The organism is Amycolatopsis ultiminotia, from assembly GCF_039536925.1.
Lineage (GTDB): Bacteria > Actinomycetota > Actinomycetes > Mycobacteriales > Pseudonocardiaceae > Amycolatopsis > Amycolatopsis ultiminotia.
Genome location: NZ_BAAAZN010000009.1, coordinates 123,490 through 138,257, shown reverse-complemented (window position 1 = coordinate 138,257; position 14,768 = coordinate 123,490). Strand labels below are relative to the sequence as shown.

Below are 14,768 nucleotides of genomic sequence, written 5' to 3'. Positions count from 1 at the left end.
AGCCCCAGGTGAGGGCGGTGGGCGTGGCGTGGGTCGCTGGCAGCGGGAAAATTCTCTGTTACGTTTCCAAGGTATGTCCGGAAAGCACTTGATCGAATCCCCGACCAAGGCCGATGGCGCCGCTCTATGGCGAATCGCTCGCGATTCGCACAAGCTTGATCTCAACTCGCCATATGCGTACCTGCTGTGGTGCCGGGATTTTGCGGAGAGTTCGGTCGTCGCCCGCGTGGACGGGGTACCGGTAGGATTCGTGATCGCTTACCGGAGGCCGTCCGATCCCGCGGCCGCGCTCGTGTGGCAGGTCGCGGTCGACGCATCGCAGCGCGGGAAAGGCCTGGCCGGGCAGCTGCTCGACAGCCTGTTCGCCCGGTTGACCGACGATGGTGTGCAGTATCTGGAAACCACCATCACACCGGACAACGAGGCGTCGATCCGGCTGTTCGCGTCCTTCGCGAAGCGCTGGAACGCGGCGCTGGAGAGCAGCAGGCTGTTCGCGGCCGAAGATTTTCCGGACGACGAGAGCGGGCACGAGCCCGAGGACCTTTACCGCATCGGTCCGTTGCTGCGTAACTGATCGGTCAATTTCGCCGAGTAGGAGCGAAAGAAAACGTCATGAGCATCTTCGAAGAGCTCGAATCAGAAGTCCGCAGCTACAGCCGGGGGTGGCCGGTCGTGTTCGACCGCGCCGTGGGCAGCTGGCTCTACCGCGAGGACGGCAAGGCCTACCTCGACTTCTTCGCCGGGGCGGGTGCGCTCAACTACGGGCACAACAACCCGGCGCTCAAGCAAGCGCTGATCGACTACATCCAGCGGGACGGCGTGACGCATTCGCTGGACATGTACACCGTCGCGAAGCGGGACTTCCTGGAAACCTTCCAGGACAAGATCCTCGCCCCGCGCGAGCTGGACTACAAGATCGTCTTCCCCGGTCCCGGCGGCGCCAACGCGGTGGAAGCCGCGCTGAAGCTGGCGCGCAAGGTGACCGGCAAGGAAGCGGTCATCAACTTCACCAACGCCTTCCACGGTATGACGCTGGGTGCGCTCTCGGTCACCGGTAACTCGATGAAGCGCGGCGGGGCCGGTATCCCGCTGGTGCACGCCACGCCGATGCCCTACGACAAGTACTTCGACGGCGCGTTCCCCGACTTCCTCTACTTCGAGAAGCTGCTCGAGGACTCCGGCAGTGGCCTGAACGAGCCTGCCGCGGTGATCGTCGAGGGCGTGCAGGGCGAGGGCGGCATCAACGCCGCACGCCTGGAGTGGCTGAAGGGTCTCGACGACCTGTGCAAGCGGCACGGCATCCTGCTCATCCTCGACGACGTGCAGATGGGCTGTGGCCGCACCGGCCCGTTCTTCAGCTTCGAGGACGCAGGCATCAAACCGGACATCGTCTGCCTGTCCAAGTCCATCAGCGGGTACGGCATCCCGATGGCGCTCACGCTGATCAAGCCGGAGCTGGACGTGTGGGAGCCGGGCGAGCACAACGGCACGTTCCGCGGGATCAGCCCGGCGTTCGTGACCGCGACCGAGGCGCTGCGCACCTACTGGAGCGACGACGAGCTGGAGAAGTCCACGAAGGCCAAGGGCGAGCGCATCGGCGACGCCTTCAAGGAGATCGTCGAGCGCTATCCCGACGCCAACCTCGTCGCCAAGGGCCGCGGTCTCGCCCGCGGTGTCGAGTTCGCCGACGGCAAGCTGGCGGGCGCGGTGTGCAAGGAAGCCTTCGACCGTGGTCTGCTGATGGAGACCTCCGGTCCCGACGGCGAGGTGATGAAGCTGCTGCCGCCGCTGACCCTCACCGACGACGAACTGGGCAAGGGCCTGTCGATCATCGACGAGTCCGTCGCCGCTGTCCTTTAGCAACCGACCGATTAGGAGCCGACTTTGCTGGTCCGCACGCTCGACGAGATCACCGACACCGATGCTGACATCAAGACCCCCAACTGGCGCAGCAAGCGCATCATCCTCGCCAAGGAGGGGCTCGGGTTCTCGGTGCACGAGACCACGCTGTATGCGGGCACGGTGAACGACTTCTGGTACGCCAACCACATCGAGGCCGTCTTCATCACCTCCGGTGAAGGTGAGGTCGAGAACAAGGCGACCGGTGAGGTGTTCCCGCTCAAGCCGGGCACCATCTACGTGCTCAACGACCACGACAAGCACCAGGTCCGGCCGAAGACCGAGATCAAGTGCGTGTGCGTGTTCAACCCGCCGGTCACCGGACGCGAGGTGCACGACGAGAACGGCGTGTACCCGCTGATCATCGAGGAAACCGCCTGATCCTCCCTGACTGACCACACTCCCACCAGCGAAAAGAGAACGAACACCAGGAGAACAGGAGGCGAGCAGCTGTGACGCTGATGGACACCCGGGTCGACGACGGCTATCCGACCCGGATCACCGGCACGCCGGAGCGACTTCCGCGCGTGCACCCCACGGTGTGGGGAACCGAGGCAGACGGCCCGATCGACGCGGCGACCCTGGCGAACCACGATGCCAAGGGGTACACGGTCGTCGAGGGCCTGCTGTCCCCTGGTGAGGTCCAGACGTACTGGCAGGACCTTGTCCGGATGTCGTCCGGTGACGGGCTGGCCGATGACGAGCGGGTGATCACCGAGGCGCGCACCGGCGAGGTCCGGTCGATCTTCGACGTGCACGAGACCTCCGAGCTGATCGCCGAGCTCGTGCGTGATCCGCGAGTGCTCGACCGGGCCCGGCAGATCCTCGGTTCCGAGGTCTACATCCACCAGAGCCGGGTCAACTACATGCCCGGGTTCAAGGGCACCGGGTTCTACTGGCATTCGGATTTCGAGACCTGGCACGCCGAGGACGGCATGCCGGCACCGCGGGCGGTCAGCTGCTCGATCGCGCTCACCGACAACTACGTGTTCAACGGCGGGCTGATGGTCATGCCCGGCTCGCAGCGCACGTTCGTGCAGTGCGTCGGCGAGACGCCGGACCAGAACTACAAGAGCTCGCTCAAGGACCAGCGGGTCGGGGTGCCCAGCGAGGACGACATCACCGCGATGGCGGCCGAGCACAGCATCGACCAGTTCACCGGTGCGGCCGGTTCGGCGCTCTGGTTCGACTCGAACATCATGCACGGCTCGTCGAACAACATCACCCCGTATCCGCGGTCGAACATCTTCCTGGTGTTCAACAGCGTGGAGAACGCGCTGCAGGAGCCGTACGCGGCCAGTGCACCGCGGCCCTCCTTCATCGCCGGTCGCAACAGCACGCCGATCACGCGGTGACCAGCGCCACCGCGCTCGCCCGGTGGGTCGCCGGTAGCGGGGAATGTGCGTGCTGTTACGTTGTCGCCACTCCGTCCGGGGCCAGTCGGCCTGGTCACGGAGCAACGTTGCCTACGGTGGTCCGGGTTTTCCGCTCGGGGTGAGCTCACCCGTATCGCCAGTGGGCAGCAGGAGATCGGGTGGACCGCGCCCCCTGGCGGCCCGGCCGATGTCACCGAGCCCGGCCCCGCGTCATCAGATTGGGACTGATGACGCGGAGCCGGGCTCGTCTGTTCCCGATGTCCGGAATTCCCGCCTGCACGGTTTCTGTCCGTGCCTGCGCACGGTAAATTGGCCAGTCTGGCTGGGGATGAGCTCGGGAGGTGCGCGCGAGCATGGCCGACGCCGGCGCGCGGGTCGAACTGCTCGGCCCGGTGCGGCTGCTCGAGGGTGACCGGGTCGTGCCCATCGGTGGCCCGGGAGTCCGTGGGCTGCTCGCGCTGCTCGCCCTGCGCGCGGGCAAGGTCGTACCGCTCGAGGAAATCATCGACGCGTTGTGGGGCCATGATCCGCCGGCCACCGCGCGGACCATCGTGCACGGCAACGTTTCGCACCTGCGGCGCATCCTGCGGCAGATGCCCGGCGGGCCGGTTGCGGAAATCCACACCAGCCCGCCCGGTTACCAGTTCGCCCTGGCGCCCGAGCGGATCGACGTGCACCAGGCGCGGGCACTGCTCGACCGGGCCGCGCTGGAACCGCCGGAACGCGCGTCCGAACTGCTGGCGCGCGCACTCGCGTTGTGGCAGGGCCCCGCGCTTTCCGGAGTGCCGGATTCGGTGCGTGCGCCCGAATTGGCGGACCTGTGGCTGGCGATCCACGGTGCGCGCGTAGACGCGGATCTGCAACTGGGCAGGCACAACGAGCTGATTGTGGAGCTGAGCCCGATCGTGCGGGCGGATCCGTTGGCCGAACGCACCGCGGGCCAGCTGATGCGGGCGCTCTACCACGGCGGCCGGCGTGCCGAGGCACTCGAGATGTACCGCACCGTCCACCGCGCCACCCTGCGCACACTCGGCGTGGAACCGGGCGCCGATCTGCGCTGGCTGCACGAACGCGTGCTGAACGACGACCTCGTTGTGCGTGAGGCCGCGGTGCCGGCGCCCGCGGTACCGGGTGCGCCCTCGCAGCTGCCTCCCGCGGTGCCTGCGCTCGCCGGGCGGGAAGCGGATCTGGCCTGGCTGGACGGACTGCCCGGCGGCGTCGCCGTGGTGTCCGGTACCGCGGGTGTCGGCAAGAGCGCGCTGGTGATCTGGTGGGCGCACCGCGCCGCGCGACACTTCCCGGACGGCGTGCTCTTCGCTTCGCTGCACGGTTTTGATCCGCACCACGCGCCGCTGGAACCGGCAGACCTGCTGGCGCAGTTCCTGCTCGGGCTCGGGGTGCCTGCAGACGAGGTGCCCGAACGGCTGAACGAGCGGGTCGCGCTCTACCGGTCGCTGATCGCCGGGCGCCGGATGCTCGTGCTGCTCGACGACGTGCGTTCGGCCGAGCAGGTGCGCCCGTTGCTGCCGCCGGGCTCGGGATCGCGGACGGTGGTCACCAGCCGGTCGCGGCTGGAGGGGCTGGTGGTGTCCGACGCGGCGAGGCTGCGGGTACTGGGCACTCTCGCGGCCGACGACGCGGTGCGCGTGCTCGAGGAGCTGGCCGGCCCCGGCGACCACGACCTCAACCACGCGCTGGCCCGGCTGTGCGGATACCTGCCGCTGGCGTTGCGGATCGCCGGCGCGCGACTCGCGGTAAGTCCACAGTGGACAGTTCAGGACCTGGTGACCGAGCTGTCCGACGAGTGCACCCGGCTGTCCGCGCTGGACGTGACCGGAGCCGACGACGGGGTGCGCGCGGCGTTCGACGTCTCCTTCCGCGGCTTGCCCACCGAACTCGCGCACATTCTGTTGCGGCTCGGCGTGACGCCCGGCAGGCAGATCGGGCCGCACCTGACCGCGGCGGTCGCGGGGATCCCGGTGGCCGAAGCCCGGCGCGCACTGCGCACACTCGCCGCGCAGAGCCTGCTCACCGAGGTCGCCCGCGACGTCTTCGCCCCGCACGACCTCGTCCGGCTGTACCTGCGAGAGCTGGCGCAATCGGAGCTGGCACCGCAGGAACGGGTGGCAGTGCTCGACCAGGCGGTGCGTTATCACCAGGCGGCGTCGGACACCGCGCGCCGGCGGATGCTGCGCATCGTCGATCCGCTCGACCTCACCGATCTCGTGCCTGCCGAGGGGCTCCCGCCGTTGCGCACCTTCGACGAGGCGCAGGACTGGTTCGCCGCGGAATGGCCCACCCTGCTGGCGGTTTTGGATGCGGCGTACGCGCAGGCGCGGTACGCCGACGTCTGGCGGCTGGCGCGCGTGGCACACACCTACCGGGTGGTGTGCCCGCTGTATGAGGAGTGGACCCGGCTCGTCGATCTGGGGCTGGCCGCCGCCGAAGCCGCCGAAGAACCGCTCGGACAGTGCTGGATGCTGATCTCCCGATGCGCGATCGCGCTGACCTTCGAGCTTTCCCTCGACAGTTTCGCCGACGCCGAACGTGCTGTCGAACTGGCCGGCGAGCTTGCCGACGAACGATCCTCCACCGTGGCCCGAATCCACCTCGGCAGCGTGCTGACCCTGCTCGGCCGGTACGACGAGGCGATCGGCTGCCTGCTCGAAGCCGTTGCGGAGACCGAGCGCACCGGTGACCTGGAGTTGCGCGGGCAGGCGCTCAACAACTGCGCCGAGACCGAGAAACGCGCCGGCCGTCCGGTCGAGGCGATCAGCCACCAGCTGGCATCGCTTCGGATCGACCGGGAACTCGGCGACGACAGCTACGCGGTGGTCTCCATGAACAACCTGGCCGAACTGCACCTGTGCGTGGGCGACCTGGACAGTGCGGAGCGCTACGCGACGGAGGCGGTGGCGCTCGCCGTGACGCGGCAGTTCGAGCTGCAGGAAGCCATTCTGCGCGTCACGCTGGCCCGGATCCTGCGGGCGAGACCCGCAGTGCCACAGGCTCGCGCGGAGTACGAGCGGGCGATCGAGCTGCACGAGCGGATGAACCCGAGCCGGATCGAGGCACTGCGGAAGGAAGCGGCGGAGCTGCACTAACCGGTTCCCGCGCCGGGCACGTTGCCCGGCCGGTGCGTCGCAATCCCTCGTTCTCCCAGTTCAGGCATACCCGGTGCGGGCATCCTTAGTGGATTCTTAGCCATCCGGCGGCGGGCGCGCGTAGGGTCGGCCGCGACGCCGGTGGAGCCCTAGGGGAGGGGCAAGGCTGCGAAACCGGCGCCGGGCCCGTGGTCTGCGATGCACGGGCCCACAGAGCCGCCAGGAGCGGTTCGGTGGCGGTTGGCCGGCCGAGATGGGGGCGAGGCCGGCCGGCCGCCTGGCCGGGACGACGTGCGCGTCCTCCGGCCCGGATCAGTCGACGTTCGCCGTGCAGAGTGCAATGGTCGTGCCGCTGTTTTCCGCCACCTGCCGACCGTCGACGATGATCGCGCAGCTGATCTCGTTGGTCACGCCGGCGTTGGCGGTGTCCGCGGTGAGCGACAGAATCGGGGCGCCGCCGTCGTAGGACGCGCTACCGTGCCACTGGTCGGTGCTGGCCGGTGCGGTGTCGGTGCGCTGGTCGTCCAGCGTGCCGTAGCGCACGGTCGCGCCCCCTGCCGAGGTCACCACGAAGTCGACGGTATGTGCTTCGTCCGCGACCGGGGGAATGTGCAGCTCACTTGCCCGCGGTGTGCCGAACGCCGACGGGAACAGCACGATCGCGCCGTAGAGCAGGGCCGCGAGCACCGACACCACCACCCCGGTCGAGGCAATGCCCAGCCCGCGCATCCGGCCACGCAGCGCCGCCGCGATGCCGATGATCCCGGCCACCAGCCCGACTCCCGCCACCGGCCACGCGAAGTACCCGTGCTTCGGCAGGAACGCCAGCCCGGCCGCGGCCAGCCCGCACACCACCGCGATGCCACCGGGCAGGTTGGCCCGCCTGGCCGGGTGCGGGGTGTAGTGCGGGTTGGGCGGAACGTTCGGCCGGCCGTGCCGCGACGGCGTGGCCGGGCGCGGCTGCTGGGGGGTCATGCGGACGCCTTCCGGGTCGGAGTGCGACGACGCTAACGCAGAAGCCGTGGGTGCGACCGAAATCGTTATCGACTGACAATGTCATTCTTTGACCGCATATCACCGAACGCGGTCAGCTGTCGTCGACCGCGGGGTAATTCATTGATCGAAAAGACTGACCTCCGGCGTGATCTCCAGCAGTTCGTGCACCGGGCGGCCACGACGGCCGTCGATCGTGGTGGTGCGCACCACCCGCAATCGCGCGGTCACCGGACGGTCCAGGTTCTCCTTGATCTGATCGAGCAGATCCGGTGCCACCGCACCCTGGATCGTGCCGCCGGACTCGCGTTCCAGGTAGAAGATCCGCCGCCGGGTGCGCACGCCGTCGAGCCGTCCGCTCACCGTTTCGTAGCCCACCGCCTCGCGCGATTCGCGCAGGCTGCTCTGCAGCACCTTGGCCTGTTCGCTGGTCATGCTGCGGGTGATCTGCTCGCCTGCGGTGGGGGTGAGCGCCATGCCGATCCCGGCGTGCTTGCTCACCGCGTTGACGATGTCGCTCACCGCATTGCGCACGGTGTCGCGCTGCAACAGGATCGCGTCCAGCGCGCCGTCGTCGGAACCGTTGGCGGGCAGGATTTCGGAGAGTTCCTTCACCGCGCGCTCGGAGAGCGTCTCGATGCCGTCGTGGATCAGTGCGTCCTCGACCGCCGGTTCCGGGAAGCCGAAGAAGATCGCGTTGCCCGCCTGTCCTTTTTGGATCAACGGGGCCTTGTCCCGGTCCGCCTGCTGCACGAAGGTGACCTCGTTGGACGGATTGCGGATGATGTGCCCGACCTTCGCCGTCGCGTCCTGCAGTGCGCGGCTGATATCGGAAAAGGTGTACGCGTCGAGGTTCGTTTCCCCGATCACCGACACGTGCAGCAGCGGAGCGCGCGAGGTGCGCTCGAATTTCGCGTTCGCCGCCATCGCCGAGGCGCGCGCCAGATCGTCCAGCCAGGTGCCGCCGGGGATTTCGTCGGCGACCCGCCGGAATTCGTTCCTCACCACACCATCTCCGGAATGCCCCTGCCGCCCTCTGCCCACACCGACTCCCACACGTCCTCGTCGCCGGGCCGGCACAGGAACCCGTCGAGCATCCCGCCGATCGGCTGGATCGCCTCGAGGTACATCGCGGGCTGCCCGATGATCACGCCACGCAGCGTGAGCAGGCCGTACAGCGCGGTGCGGCCGTTGCCGTCGAGCCGCTTCAGCGCACCCCAGTCGTCCGGGAGCAGCACCACGTCGACACCACGGGGCGGGCGCTCGGTGCGGGCCACGAAGGCACCGCCGAGCCAGGCCCTTCCGGACCCGATCACCCGTTGGGCCACGCCGAGGTAGCTGTTGAGGGCGCTGAACAGGAATTCGCGATCGTTCTGGTGCGGGGCGTCGTACACCAGCCGCTCGTAGACGTCGGCGAGGTCGGCTTCGTGGCGGCCGGGAGGGAGCAGGTGCTGCGGGGTCCAGTGCGGGAGCGCCATCGGACCTCCTGACCTCGTCCGGGCCTCCTCGGCGCCCGCTTACCGTGCGTAGCCGAATCTACCAGGTGGGTGTCAGCCACCGCGTCCAGGTCGGCGTGGTGCCGGTTCGTCCTCGTGCGGCCAGCGATCGGGCTCCTCGTCGCCGGCGGGCCAGTCCAGTTCCCCGGACATCCGCGGCTCCGGATCCGGGAGCGGGTACCCGCCGGAGTCCAGCGGCGGGTACGGCTCGTCCGGATCGACTTCCGGGTAGTCGTTGTAGACGCGCTCCGGTTCGTCGTCGTAGTACTGGGCGTCGTAGTGCGTGCTGTCGTGGTGCGTGGCAGGGGGCAGGTACTGCGTTTGCTCGGCCTCCGCGGGAGCGGCCGGCTCCGCGGCCGGGCGGACCGGCTCCGGCTCGGCCGGTGCCCGCGTTCGGGTCGCACGGGTCAGCAGCCACATCACCGCCGCCCCGAGCAGGAACGACACGAGCAGCCACAGCCAGATCTGCCCGAAGAGCCACAGCATCCGCCATCACCTCTGTTCGACTGTGATCTCGACCCGCCGGTCGTCGTCCGAGCTGGAACTGTCCGGCGTGGTGCTGCTGCCGATCGCGAGCAGCCGGTCGTCCGGCACGTCTTCGCGGATCAGCAGCCGCACCACGGTCAACGCGCGGTTGCGGGAAAGCTTGCGTGCCGCACTGCGTCCGCCAGGACCGTCGGCGACGTGCCCGGTGATGCGGTAGCGCAGGTCGTTCGGGGCGTCGCGGAACAGCGGGGCGAGGTCGCGGGCGGCCTTCTCGCCCTCGTCGGTGAGCCGCGCGCTGTCCGGTTCGAAGGTGATCGGCGCGGTTGCCAGCCGCCGGTCCAGCTCGGCCTGGATGCCGGCGCGATCGGTCGGCGGCGCGGCGGGTTTGGTCGGACTCGGTGGCGGACTGCCCGGCGGGCTGCTCGGCGCAGGCGACGGAGCGGATGTGGCCGGTCCGGCACCACCGGGCACCTGCGCCGACTCGACGCCCTCGACCCCCTGCACGATCCCCAGCGCGCGCCCGGCCCGGTCGGCGGGGAAGCCTTCGAGGGTGGCCTGCCTGCCGGAGAACCGGACCGCGCCGTCGCGGATCCCGGCCGCATCGAGCGCGGAACGTGACCGGCCCGCGAGATCGGACTCGATGCCGTCCGCGCGCAGCCAGGTGACCAGCCCCGCGAGCAGCACCGTGACCACCACCGCGACGGGGATCAGGCGAAGCCACCCACGCGCACCGGACATAAAGGGACCATAGGCCCGGCCCGCCCGGTTGGCGACCTGGTGGAGACCGCCGTTCGGGTGGCAGCGAAGAGCCCGGCCGTGGTGCCGTCGCCCTGCCCGCCGTGGTCCGGCCGCAGTGGCCGACGGCGCGCACGTTGTGGTCGGGGCCCGGCAGCGTTGGCCTGCCGGCAGTGGTGGCGTCGGGTCAAGCTGTGGTCTGAACGTGGTGGCGACGGCTCGCACGTTGTGGTCGGGGCCTGGCAGCGTTGGCCTGGTCGGCTGTGGCCCGGCAGTGGTGGCGTCGGGGCAAGCTGTGGTCCGGCCGCAGTGGCCGTCGGCGCGCACGTTGTGGTCGGGGCCCGGCAGCGTTGGCTCGCACCCCGTGGTCCGGACGTGCTGGCGTTACCCCGCCTTGGCCGGGGTGCCGTGGTGTCGGGTTGCGGTCAGGAGGCGGTGGCGTTGTCCCGTACGTCGAGGTCCAGCGTGGTGGCTTCGACGGGCTGCAGCGGTGCCAGCTGCGGGCGCTTCGGCGACAGTCCGTCGCCCATCGACTCGCCGCGCAGCTGGCGGCGGATCCAGGGCAGCAGGTGCACCTTCGTCCAGGCGAGGTCCGACCGGCGCGAGTTGATCCAGGTGGCGGGCTCGGTGCTCGCCGGGTACGGCTCGCGCCAGTCCTCGGTGACCGGCACGCCAAGCACCTCGGCGGTGAGCAGCGCGATCCGGCGGTGCGCGTCCGGGGTGAAGTGCAGCCGGTCGTCGCTCCAGGACCGCCGGTCGTGCAGCGGGGCCATGGTCCACAGATCGACCATCTTCGCGCCGTGCCTTGCCGCGATCGCCCACAGGTGCGTGTTGTAGATCGCGACCTTGCCGCGCAGCACGCTCATCACCGACAGCGCCTTGGTGTCCGGGCCGTTGAAGATCACCACCGGGATGCCCGCCGCGCGCAGCTGCGCCACGCCGGACTCGAACCGCTCGGCGATGGCGTCGACGTCGGCACCCGGCACGATCACGTCGTTGCCGCCTGCGCACAGCGTGACCAGGTCGGGTTTGAGTTCGAGTGCGATCGGCAGCTGCTCGGCCATGATCTCGTCGAGCATCTTGCCGCGCAGCGACAGGTTGGCGTATTGGAAACCGGGTTCCCCGCCGGCCAGCATGCCGGCCAGCCGGTCGGCCCAGCCGCGGAAGGTACCGTCCGGTCGCTCGTCGTTGAGGCCTTCGGTGAAGCTGTCACCGATCGCAACGTAGCTGTCGATCCCGTACACGCTGGGTCCCCTTTCCCCGTCTCCGCGCCTGCCCCCGGGTATTGTTGTACACCACAACTAACAGTCGGATGTCCCCATACCTTCCGTCCGGCTACCCCCGGTTCAGCCCGACGTCACAGTTTCTTACCTTGTCGTGCGGTTCGGCCAGTCCATTACTGCTCAATCGGGCAGGAGGAACCCCCGAACGCCGGACAAAGCGGACCGCGGTGTGGCGAAGGTCTCGCGATCTGGGGATGTCCGCCGCGGATACGGCAGGCTGGCAGTGTGACCGAAGAGACCGGAGCAGCCGAGGCAGACGCCGGCGGCAGCGGGGCGGCCGGGGGCAGGCCCGAGCGCGAATCGCTCACCCAGATCCTCGGCGGACGGCGGGGTGCGATCGACGCCAGTGTGCCGCCGGTGGCCTTTGTGGTCGGGTGGCTGGCCACCGGGCGCTCGATCTCGTGGGGCGCGATCATCGCGATCGCCGTCGCCGTGCTGCTCGGCGCGTACCGGCTGCTGCGCGGGGACAAGGCCCGCGCGGTGGTGGTGAGTCTCGCCGCGGTGGTGATCGCCGCGCTGATCGCACTGCACACCGGTCGCGCGGAGGATTTCTTCCTGCTCCAGTTGCTGTCGAACGCGGCGAGCGCACTGCTGTTCGCGGCGAGCATCGTGGTGCGCTGGCCGTTGCTCGGAGTGATCGTGGGGTTGCTGCTCGGGCAGAAGACCCGCTGGCGCCGGGATCCGGCACTGCTGCGCGGCTACTCGTGGGCCAGCTGGGTCTGGGTGCTGCAGTACCTGCTGCGGGTGGTGGTCTACGGCCTGCTCTGGTGGGCCGGGCAGGTGGTCGCACTCGGGGTGGCGCGCACCGTGCTCTCCTGGCCGTTGGTGGCCGCGACCGTGGCGGTGAGCGGCTGGGTGCTGTACAAAGCGTTGCCCGCGGATCACCCGGGGTTGCGGCTGGCCCGCGACGAGCGACCCGGCACCTGACGAGCGACCCGGTACCCGACGAGCGACCCGGCACCTGACGAGCGACCCGGTACCCGACGAGCGACCCGGTACCCGACGAGCGACCCGGTACCCGACGAGCGACCCGGTACCCGACGAGCGACCCGGCGGGAGTAAGCCGCCGGCGCGGGCAACCCGGCGGGAGCAAGCCAGCGCGGGCAACCCGGCGCGGGCGGCCCGGGGCATAACGCGCCGTGGTACCTGACGGGCGAGGCCCGGTGCGGGCGACCCAGGACATGAGGCGGCCCCCGGCGAGGGGGGAGGGTCCGGGGGCCGATTCCTACGGTACCCGGCCCGGAGGGGTTGAGTCGACGGTTTCGCCCCAACCGGTCAGGTTTTGGTCGCATTCATGATCGCTGCGGCCGTGGCGCGGTCTCGCCCCATGCGGCCACGGCGGCCAGCCACGCCGCACCGAGCACCCCATCGGAGCTGGTCAGGACGTCGAGCCCGGTGAAGTGGGCACGTACGCGTTCGCCGACCGGACTGTCCCCGGCGAGCACACTGCCGACGAGCACGACGGGCGTTTTCTCATCCGGCTCGCGCGTGGCGTGCGCCGCTTCCACGAGGTGTCCGGCCGCTCGGACGACGATTTCCGTGGCGACCGGCTCCCCGGCCCTTGCCGCGGCACTCACCAGCGGGGCGAAACGGGCCAGCCGCACCGGCGGCTCGGCGTTGGCCCGGGTGATGAGCGCGTGCGCGGTGGCCAGCCGGGCCGGACCGTCCGAAGTGGTGGTTTCGGTGTCCACAGCGGACGGTCCGAACGCTTCGGCCAGCACCGCGGTGGACAGCCCGGTGAGCGGGCGGCCGCGCTCCAGCGCGCTCAACGTGGCCCGCACCGCCTCGCGGCCGAGCCAGAAGGCCGAACCCTCGTCACCGAGCAGCCAGCCGTGCCCGCCCGCGGTTGCGGTCATCCGCCTGCCTCGGATGCGGCCGGCGATCGAACCGGTGCCGGCGACGAGCACCGTGCCGTCCGGTGCGGACGTCGCCGAGGCGTAGGCCACCTCCGGATCGGCAACGGTGCGGAGCACGTCACCGAGGCCGATCCGCTGCCACGCCGCGGTGAATTCCGCGGCGACCGCCGGATCGCCCAGTTTGCTCAGCCCGGCCATGCCGACCACGGCGGCGAGCACGTCGCGCCGTCCGGCCAGCGCCGTCTCGATTGCGCCGGAGATCCGTGCGGCGGCCTCGGCGGGCGCGTGCGCGTTGGGGTTCGCCCCGCCCGCGGAGGCCGAGCCGAGCACGGCACCGGTGGCGTCGACCACGAGCGCGCGGGTCGAGGTGCCACCGGCATCGACGCCGACGACCACGCTCACCGGGTTTTGGTCACCTTCAGCAGTCCGCGCGGGCTGTCCGGGTCCCCGCCGCGGGCGAGCGAGAGCCCGAGTGCGATCCGCTGGATCGGCAGGATTTCCAGGATCGGCGCCAGCTCCTCGGCACTCGGCGCGACCGGGATGCGCAGTGCCGCGGGCACGTCGTCGGCGGCGGAACCGACCGCGAGCACGTCGGCACCCCGTTCGCCGACGGCCTCCAGTACCTCGCGCATCGCCTCTCCACCGCGCCCGGCGCTGGTGGCGGCGAGCACCGCGGTCTCCCCGTCGACCGCTGCGACCGGACCGTGCAACAGGTCCGCGCCGCTGTAGGCACGAGCGGCCAGGTAACTCGTCTCGGCCAGCTTGAGCGAGCCTTCGAGCGCGGTCGCATAGGAGTAGCCGCGGCCGGTGGTGAGCACGCGGTCGACGAAGCGATACCGGTCCACGGCGCGCTGTACGCCTTCGGCCGCACCGTCGAGGGTCTGCTGGGCCAGCTCGCCGATCCGCTCCGCTTCCTCGCCCTTGCCGCCGCGGACCGCGTCGATGAACAAGTACAGCGCGAGCAGCGTTGCGGAATACGTCTTGGTCGCGGCGACTGCCTTCTCCAGCCCGGCACCGATGTCCACGCCGAGTTCGGCGGCCGCGCGCAGCGGCGAATCCGGGGTGTTCGTGACCGACACGGTCAATGCGCCCTGCCGCCGCGCGGCCTCGGTGACCTCGATCAGATCGGGCGAGCCGCCGCTCTGGCTGACGGTGACGAACAGCACGTCTCGCAGGTCGGGGCGGGCGCCGTAGAGCGTGGCGGTGGACGGGGAGACCAACCCGGCGGGAAGGCCGAGCAGTACCTCGATCAGGTACTTCGCGTACAACGCGGCGTGGTCGCTGGACCCGCGTGCCGCGAGCAACGCAAACCGCGGCGGCTTTTGTGAAATCTTTTCAGCTACGTCCGCGATTCCGGCCCGCCGTTCGACGAGCCCGGCCAATACGGCAGGCTGCTCGGAGATTTCCGCGGCCATGTGCTCGCCGGGATGTTGTCGGGTCATCACTTTCCTCTCCGTCGGGACGGGTGTCCCGGATGGTCTGCACGGCCTGCAATCAGGTCTAGACCAATGCTAGCCGGGCGCAGCGCACGGGGAGAAGA

14 protein-coding genes are annotated in these 14,768 nt (G+C 69.9%); 6 read left to right on the top strand and 8 right to left on the bottom strand.

Going from position 1 to position 14,768, the window contains the following annotated elements:
• Positions 1-73: 73 nt before the first annotated feature.
• The 5 genes from ectA to ABD793_RS21680 all read left to right on the top strand — a co-directional run bounded on the left by ectA (position 74) and on the right by ABD793_RS21680 (position 6,379).
• Positions 74-574, top strand: coding sequence for a diaminobutyrate acetyltransferase (ectA, locus tag ABD793_RS21700; protein WP_344863112.1), 501 nt, complete (start codon positions 74-76; stop codon positions 572-574).
• A gap of 38 nt (positions 575-612) precedes the next feature.
• A complete protein-coding gene (ectB, locus tag ABD793_RS21695) occupies positions 613-1,860 on the top strand; it encodes a diaminobutyrate--2-oxoglutarate transaminase (protein ID WP_344862741.1) in 1,248 nt (415 codons plus the stop codon).
• Between the two features lie 24 nt (positions 1,861-1,884).
• On the top strand, positions 1,885-2,280 hold the full coding sequence (locus ABD793_RS21690) for an ectoine synthase (protein ID WP_344862739.1): 396 nt from the start codon (positions 1,885-1,887) through the stop codon (positions 2,278-2,280).
• 71 nt (positions 2,281-2,351) lie between these two features.
• Positions 2,352-3,254, top strand: a complete 903-nt coding sequence (gene thpD / locus ABD793_RS21685) for an ectoine hydroxylase (RefSeq protein ID WP_344862737.1) — start codon at positions 2,352-2,354, stop codon at positions 3,252-3,254.
• Positions 3,255-3,628: 374 nt separating this feature from the next.
• The gene (locus ABD793_RS21680; protein WP_344862735.1) at positions 3,629-6,379 is read left to right on the top strand and encodes an AfsR/SARP family transcriptional regulator; all 2,751 of its coding nucleotides are present in this window, start codon (positions 3,629-3,631) and stop codon (positions 6,377-6,379) included.
• 312 nt (positions 6,380-6,691) lie between these two features.
• Here ABD793_RS21680 and ABD793_RS21675 read toward each other — a convergent pair whose 3' ends face one another.
• The 6 genes from ABD793_RS21675 to ABD793_RS21650 form a co-directional block, all read right to left on the bottom strand.
• Positions 6,692-7,354, bottom strand: a complete 663-nt coding sequence (locus ABD793_RS21675; RefSeq protein WP_344862733.1) for a hypothetical protein — start codon at positions 7,352-7,354, stop codon at positions 6,692-6,694.
• Positions 7,355-7,492: 138 nt separating this feature from the next.
• Positions 7,493-8,377 carry a hypothetical protein gene (locus ABD793_RS21670; protein WP_344862731.1) on the bottom strand — a complete coding sequence of 295 codons (885 nt, stop codon included), beginning with the start codon at positions 8,375-8,377 and terminating at the stop codon, positions 7,493-7,495.
• Positions 8,374-8,850 (bottom strand): DUF6932 family protein, encoded by a 477-nt coding sequence (locus tag ABD793_RS21665; protein WP_344862729.1) that lies wholly within the window; start codon positions 8,848-8,850, stop codon positions 8,374-8,376. Before ABD793_RS21665 ends, ABD793_RS21670 begins: the two co-directional genes overlap by 4 nt.
• 72 nt (positions 8,851-8,922) lie before the next feature.
• Positions 8,923-9,354 (bottom strand): LapA family protein, encoded by a 432-nt coding sequence (locus ABD793_RS21660; RefSeq protein WP_344862727.1) that lies wholly within the window; start codon positions 9,352-9,354, stop codon positions 8,923-8,925.
• 6 nt (positions 9,355-9,360) lie between these two features.
• On the bottom strand, positions 9,361-10,092 hold the full coding sequence (locus ABD793_RS21655) for an OmpA/MotB family protein (RefSeq protein ID WP_344862726.1): 732 nt from the start codon (positions 10,090-10,092) through the stop codon (positions 9,361-9,363).
• Between the two features lie 422 nt (positions 10,093-10,514).
• Positions 10,515-11,333, bottom strand: coding sequence for an SGNH/GDSL hydrolase family protein (locus ABD793_RS21650; protein ID WP_344862725.1), 819 nt, complete (start codon positions 11,331-11,333; stop codon positions 10,515-10,517).
• A 351-nt stretch (positions 11,334-11,684) separates the two neighbouring features.
• On the opposite strand from ABD793_RS21650, the gene ABD793_RS21645 reads away from it, so the two are divergent.
• Positions 11,685-12,299 (top strand): DUF3159 domain-containing protein, encoded by a 615-nt coding sequence (locus ABD793_RS21645; RefSeq protein ID WP_344863110.1) that lies wholly within the window; start codon positions 11,685-11,687, stop codon positions 12,297-12,299.
• Between the two features lie 365 nt (positions 12,300-12,664).
• Here the strand turns inward: ABD793_RS21645 and ABD793_RS21640 are convergent, their stop codons facing one another.
• Both ABD793_RS21640 and ABD793_RS21635 read right to left on the bottom strand, forming a co-directional pair.
• Positions 12,665-13,630 (bottom strand): N-acetylglucosamine kinase, encoded by a 966-nt coding sequence (locus ABD793_RS21640; RefSeq protein WP_344862723.1) that lies wholly within the window; start codon positions 13,628-13,630, stop codon positions 12,665-12,667.
• Positions 13,627-14,670 (bottom strand): SIS domain-containing protein, encoded by a 1,044-nt coding sequence (locus tag ABD793_RS21635; RefSeq protein WP_344862721.1) that lies wholly within the window; start codon positions 14,668-14,670, stop codon positions 13,627-13,629. Before ABD793_RS21635 ends, ABD793_RS21640 begins: the two co-directional genes overlap by 4 nt.
• Positions 14,671-14,768: the final 98 nt, after the last annotated feature.